Source organism: Streptomyces sp. SM1 (assembly GCF_002910825.1).
In the GTDB taxonomy this organism is placed as follows: domain Bacteria; phylum Actinomycetota; class Actinomycetes; order Streptomycetales; family Streptomycetaceae; genus Streptomyces; species Streptomyces okerensis.
In genome coordinates, this window is record NZ_NEUB01000629.1 from 1 (window position 1) to 5,401 (window position 5,401).

The following is a 5,401-nucleotide window of genomic DNA, read 5'->3' on the forward strand; positions in this document are numbered from 1 at the left end:
TGGGGCTGCGCCGCCAGCCGAGCAGGTGACGGCGTACCCCGAGGGATGCCAGCAGCGAGTTCGTGGCCCGCTCGCCGAACTCGGCGAGCTCGTCGATGCTCTTCGCACCGCAGACGGCCGCGCAGGCACACATCAGCAAGATGGCCGTCAGCGAGTACCACCGGCCCCGGCGTGAGCGCGGATCCGGAACCGATTCGAGGTAGGGGCCCAGGTCAGCGATCCGGTCCGCGTCCAGCGGCCCCAGCTTCTCCAGCACGGCAGGGATAGGGGAAGATGCAACAGCAGGCACGGGACGTCCTCGTGATCATCTGGCTTCGACACCACAATGATCACGAACCCCCGTGCCTGCTCTGCTATCCGCCTCTACCGGCCTGATCGTCAACCCTCCACGCAAGCACGGAACTTGACGGAGCCCTGGCCCACCAGACGCCCGCCCGACAGCAGCGGCATCGCGAAATAGCCGTGTACCCGCTTCCCCTTGGGAACATACGCCTCAAGGCGATGGGCGAAGCCGAAGACCCGCTCGGTGCGCGCCCGGTCCCACACCAGCGAGTCGAACGGCGAGAGCAGTGTGGTGCGATGGCGGCCGCGCGGCTGTTCTGCCAGGACGGCAGGGTCGGCCCAGGCGGCAGCCGTACGACCGTCCTTGCCCCAGCCGGCGACCTGCACCTCGACCAGCCCGCTGTCGGGCAGCGCCGAGCGGATCTGTTCCACCGTCAGCCGCTGGTAGTCCGCGAGATCCTTCACCGTGGCCACTCCCAGAGCCGTCCCCGCCCGCGCGGTGAGCTCGCTCAGACAGGTCGCGTCGTCCAGGTCCTGCACCAGCAGCTCGGCGGGTACCACGCGCTCGGCCAGGTCGTACACCCGCTTCCAGCCCCGGCGTTCAGTGCAGACAGCCACACCGGTATCCAGCAGCCACTCGATGGCGATCTTCGATTCCGACCAGTCGTACCAGGGACCACCGTTCTTCGCGCCGCCCAGCTCGGTGGCCGTCATCGGTCCCTCGCCGCGCAGCCGGGCAAGAACCTCAGTGCAGGAGCGTTCGCTGTCGGCCATCTTGTGCCAACGGTGACCGCGCTTGACGAACGCCCGGCGCCGGAAGGCGTACAACGGCCAGGTGCTCATAGGGAGCACACAGGCGGCGTGCGACCAGTACTCGAACGCGCGAGTGCCCTGCCAGTACGCCGCCTCCACCGCACCGCGGCCGACCGCGCCGAGCCGGGCGTAAGGCACCAGCTCGTGCGAGCGGGCCAGCACGGAGATGGTGTCGAGCTGCACGGCGCCCAACTGCTGCAGCACGGCCTGGGGTTTGCCGCGCCTGCCATACGGAGATCCGAGCAGTCCCTGAGCACGCAGGAAGATCCGGCGCGCCTCGTCGGCGGAGAAGGTCAGTTCTGGCATGACTGCAGCCTAGAGGTCCGGCTCTGTACGTGATCTACGGGACCCGAGTGGCCAGTTGAGGTGTGGGAGTTTTAACTTCCCTGTTCACGACGTTGTTTGGCTGACGAACATGCCGGGTTGTGAGGGCGGGAGAACGTATTCAAGTGGGCGCGCTGACGCGACAGGAACGAAAAGGTCAAGAAATCCTGCAATCAGGTGCGACGGCGGTGGTCTGCTGATGCCGTCCCGATCATCAGAGTGCGCACATCCGTGGCGAGCGTCTCGATCGCGGGCGTGCGAGAGGGGCGCGAAGTGCTGCCAGCCCTGCCAAGTCGTCACTGGCCACACCCTGTCGGCACCATCCTCGGCCCCTGGCCGAGCTCGTCGAGGCCGTCCTCGCCCATGACTGCCACGCCCGTAGCCCGCGCCTGTGGATCTGGCTCGTCCCGGGAGCGAGTGGTGGGGAAGTGCGGCGAGGGCGCGACGGGCCTACTAGAAGATCTCCCGCTGTGCGGCGTGTTCGCCGCTCTGCGGCCGCCGTGCACACAGAGCACGCGACGATGGACCAAAGACACCAGGCAACGAACCTGCTGGAGGAGGCCGTGAAAGAAGCATGACCAGAGCCGACCATGTGCACCGATGAGACAGCCCAACAGCGGCAGCGGACGTTCGTCGCACCGTCCGAGTCGTACCTGCCAGGCATCTCGACCCCAGCCGGCGACGCCCTGCTGGACCAGCTGTTCTACACGACGGTCGACGAATGCGCCGACCTCGCGTGCCGACCGGTACTGCTCGACCGCGTCGCCGACGATGTAAGGGCGACGCGCAAACTGGTGGACTGGGCCTGCTGGATCACGGGTCTTCGAAGTTGCTGGGGGTACCGCCGACCGTCGACACCTCGGCACGCACCGACAGCCCGTCGAACGTCCTGGTCGGGCGGCGCTCCGTGGGGCGGCCGAGGCGCGTCGGACGACGAACACCCCCCACTAACTTCGAAGACCCTGGATCACCTCCGAGGTGTACGGCGGGCTACCCGAGGAGCTCGTGGACGTAGACGCGGCGGCGAAGACCGTCTTCTGCCCTCCGGCCGTCTTCTGCCGGCTCGCCGCCCAGTACCACAACTCAGCGCCGGCCTTCGACGCTGTGTACCACGCGTGCGACGCCGGGCAGCGCCGTCAAGCAGCCGACACTGCTGTCGCCCTGGTCGACGGGCTTCAGGTGTGGTGGACAGACTTCCTCTACCAGTGACCTCTCCTCCGCCCCCGCGCCCTTCAGCCCAAGGAACCACCTGATGGCCACCGAACCCAGTGCTATCGCCCCGAACAACTACACGCCCCCAGCCGATTCCTCTGCCTCCATCCGCCGCACGCTGCGCCCTGATCAGCAGCGTGCGGTCGACAGCGGGGCACGCGGCCTGAGGAAGCCCGGGCGCCGCGGGCACATGGTCTCCGCGTGTGGTACGGGCAAGACGCTGATCGCGCTGCGTACCGCCGAACAGCTCGACGCCGACTTCCTGTTGGTTGCCGTGCCGTCGCGGGATCTGATCGGCCAATGGGCCCAGGCCGCGCGCGCGGATGGCCGTACGGAGCCGTTGATGGCGGTGTCATCCCTCGACGCCGGCAAGCACCCGGCGCTGGCGGGTGCGGGTGCGGCAAGCACCAACTCGGGGGAGTACCTGGCCTATTGGCTGGCCCGCTGCCGGAAGCGGGGTGAGAAGGCGATCGTGTTCGTCACGCTCGACTCTCTGGCCAGGATCGAGGAGGCCCAGCACTCGGTGTTCACCGCACCCGTCTTCGACCTCATGGTCGTAGACGAGGCGCACCGCACCGCGGGCAGTTGGGACAAGGAGTGGACGATGATCCACGACAACACTCGTGTCCCTGCTAAGCGGCGCTTGTATCTGACCGCGACCCCATACGAGTGGGAGGCACCGCGCCTGGCCGAGGCCCCAGATAACCGCCCCCAGCCCAAGCGCACCCCCTCCACCGCACCAGCGTGGGAGTCCCCGTCCCTGATCGCCTCCATGGACGACCCCAAAATCTTCGGCCCCCGCCTGCACACCTACACCCACGCCCAGGCGATCGAGGACGGTGTCCTGGCCGACTACCAGCTCCTGATCCCCACGATCACCGACAACGACCTGCGCCAGGTCCTGGCCGACCCAGACGGCGCGCACACCGGCTTCGCCCCGACCGCACGCCGCACGACCGCCCTGCACCTGGCAGTCCTCAAAGCGATGACCGAACACGACCTCAAGCACGTGATCGTCTACTTCCAACAGGTCGCCGACGCCGCCGACTTCGCCCGCCAATTCGCGCACACCCTGCGCACTCTCCCACCCGACCAGCGCCCCTCCTGGGCCGATACCCTGTCCGTCTCATCGATCAACGGCAACCACACCCCCGACCAGCGCGCGAAACTCCTCGACAACTTCGTGAACGCCGACCGCGCCGTGATCACCAATGCCCAAGTCCTCGGCGAAGGAATCGACTTGTCCGCCGTGGACGCGATCGTGTTCGCCTCCCGCACCGAAAGCGTCCGCCGGATCGTCCAGGCCCTGGGCCGCGCCCTGCGTAAACCCCCCACCACCGACGTGAAGACCGCAAGTCTGATCATCCCCGCCTACACCCCACCAGGAGCAGACCCCACCGACCTCCTCGACACCCCCTACGAAGCCCTCTGGCTGATCACCGCAGCACTGCGCCACCACGACCAGACCATCGCCGCTCGCGCTCCGCGCAAGACCACCGAGCACCGCCTGGACAGTGCCACCCACCGCCTGATCACCCGCCGGTTCCGCTTCGACTTCACCCTCGCCCCCCACGCGATCGCCCAAGCGATGGACCTGCTCGCCTGGCCCTCCGCTGGCGCGGTGCTCTCCGCGCCCCGCCGCGCGGGCCTGGCCGCCGCCACCCGCTACCACGCCGAACACGGCCACCTGAAGGTCCCGGTCGACTACACCGACGCCTACGGCTACCGCCTGGGAGTCTTCATCGCAGGCCAGCGCACCGCCCACCGCCGAGGCACCCTGACCGCCGACTGGATTACTGAACTCGACGCACTCGGCATGATCTGGGACGAGCACGAAGCCGCCTTCGAGGGCAACATGACCCTCATCGAGGCCTTCCATGCCGAACACGGCCACCTCGCCATCCCTGCCCAGGATCCCGGCGGCCAGTTCCTCGTCGACCAACGCGGCCTCGCCCGCAAAGGCCAACTCCCCAAGCCCCGCCACGCGCGTCTGACCGCCCTCGACCCCGACTGGCTCCTCCCGCACGGACCCGACTGGCACCGCAAGTACCACCTCCTGGCCCGCTACCTTCAGACCGGACACGACCCCGCAACTCTGCGCCGCGATGCCGTGATTGACGGCGTGAAAGCCGGCACCTGGCTGCACCGCCAACTCACCACTTGGAGCGCTCTCGATGACGGCCAACGCCACTTCCTGGCCCGCCTCGGCCTCACCCCCCACCACATCACCCTGACCACGACGAAGACCACCACCCCCGCCACACCCAGCACCCCCAGAACCAGGAAACGCCGCTCCTTCGAACAGACAGCCGCCCTGCTGCGCGCCTTCGTGGAACGGCATGGCCGTCCTCCTGGCGCCCGGGAGGGGATCGACGTTGACGGAGAGCGCGTGATGATCGGCCCCTGGCTCTGCAAGACCCGCACCGCCCAGAAGAACGGCCAACTCTCCGAGAACAGAGCCCAGTTGATCCAGAGCATCCTCCGTGAAGCCGACGTCGTTCCTCCGGAAGAGGAGCGCCCCGGATTCTCAGATCCCCCGTAACTTTTCTGCTCACAACTCCACTAAGGAAGCACCCAGGAAGTGCTACTATGGAGACTCCAGCAGGGGAGACACCCAGGTTCAGAGGGAGCGTCCCTCGACGCAGAGCACGACCCACATCCGCGCGACTCCCGCAAACTCGAGCACCCCTGACGCACCCTCACCGCTGCAGCCAGCCGTAGGAGTTCGCGGAGCGAACTCCACTGAGAGACCGCGGAGCGGGATCTCAAC

At 67.7% G+C, this 5,401-nt stretch carries 4 protein-coding genes; 2 read left to right on the top strand and 2 right to left on the bottom strand.

What is annotated here, in order from left to right; translation table 11 throughout:
• The coding region (locus tag B9S61_RS15965) for a transposase family protein (protein ID WP_146064855.1) at window positions 1–256 on the bottom strand (256 nt) is incomplete at its 3' end.
• Between the two features lie 122 nt (window positions 257–378).
• A complete protein-coding gene (locus tag B9S61_RS15970; protein WP_103542859.1) occupies window positions 379–1,401 on the bottom strand; it encodes a winged helix-turn-helix domain-containing protein in 1,023 nt (340 codons plus the stop codon).
• Between the two features lie 1,023 nt (window positions 1,402–2,424).
• Here B9S61_RS15970 and B9S61_RS15975 point away from each other — a divergent pair.
• Window positions 2,425–2,628: a hypothetical protein gene (locus tag B9S61_RS15975; RefSeq protein WP_181007386.1), complete on the top strand. Its 204-nt coding sequence runs from the start codon at window positions 2,425–2,427 to the stop codon at window positions 2,626–2,628.
• A gap of 43 nt (window positions 2,629–2,671) precedes the next feature.
• The gene (locus B9S61_RS15980) at window positions 2,672–5,173 is read left to right on the top strand and encodes a DEAD/DEAH box helicase (RefSeq protein WP_103542860.1); all 2,502 of its coding nucleotides are present in this window, start codon (window positions 2,672–2,674) and stop codon (window positions 5,171–5,173) included.
• Window positions 5,174–5,401 lie beyond the last annotated feature (228 nt).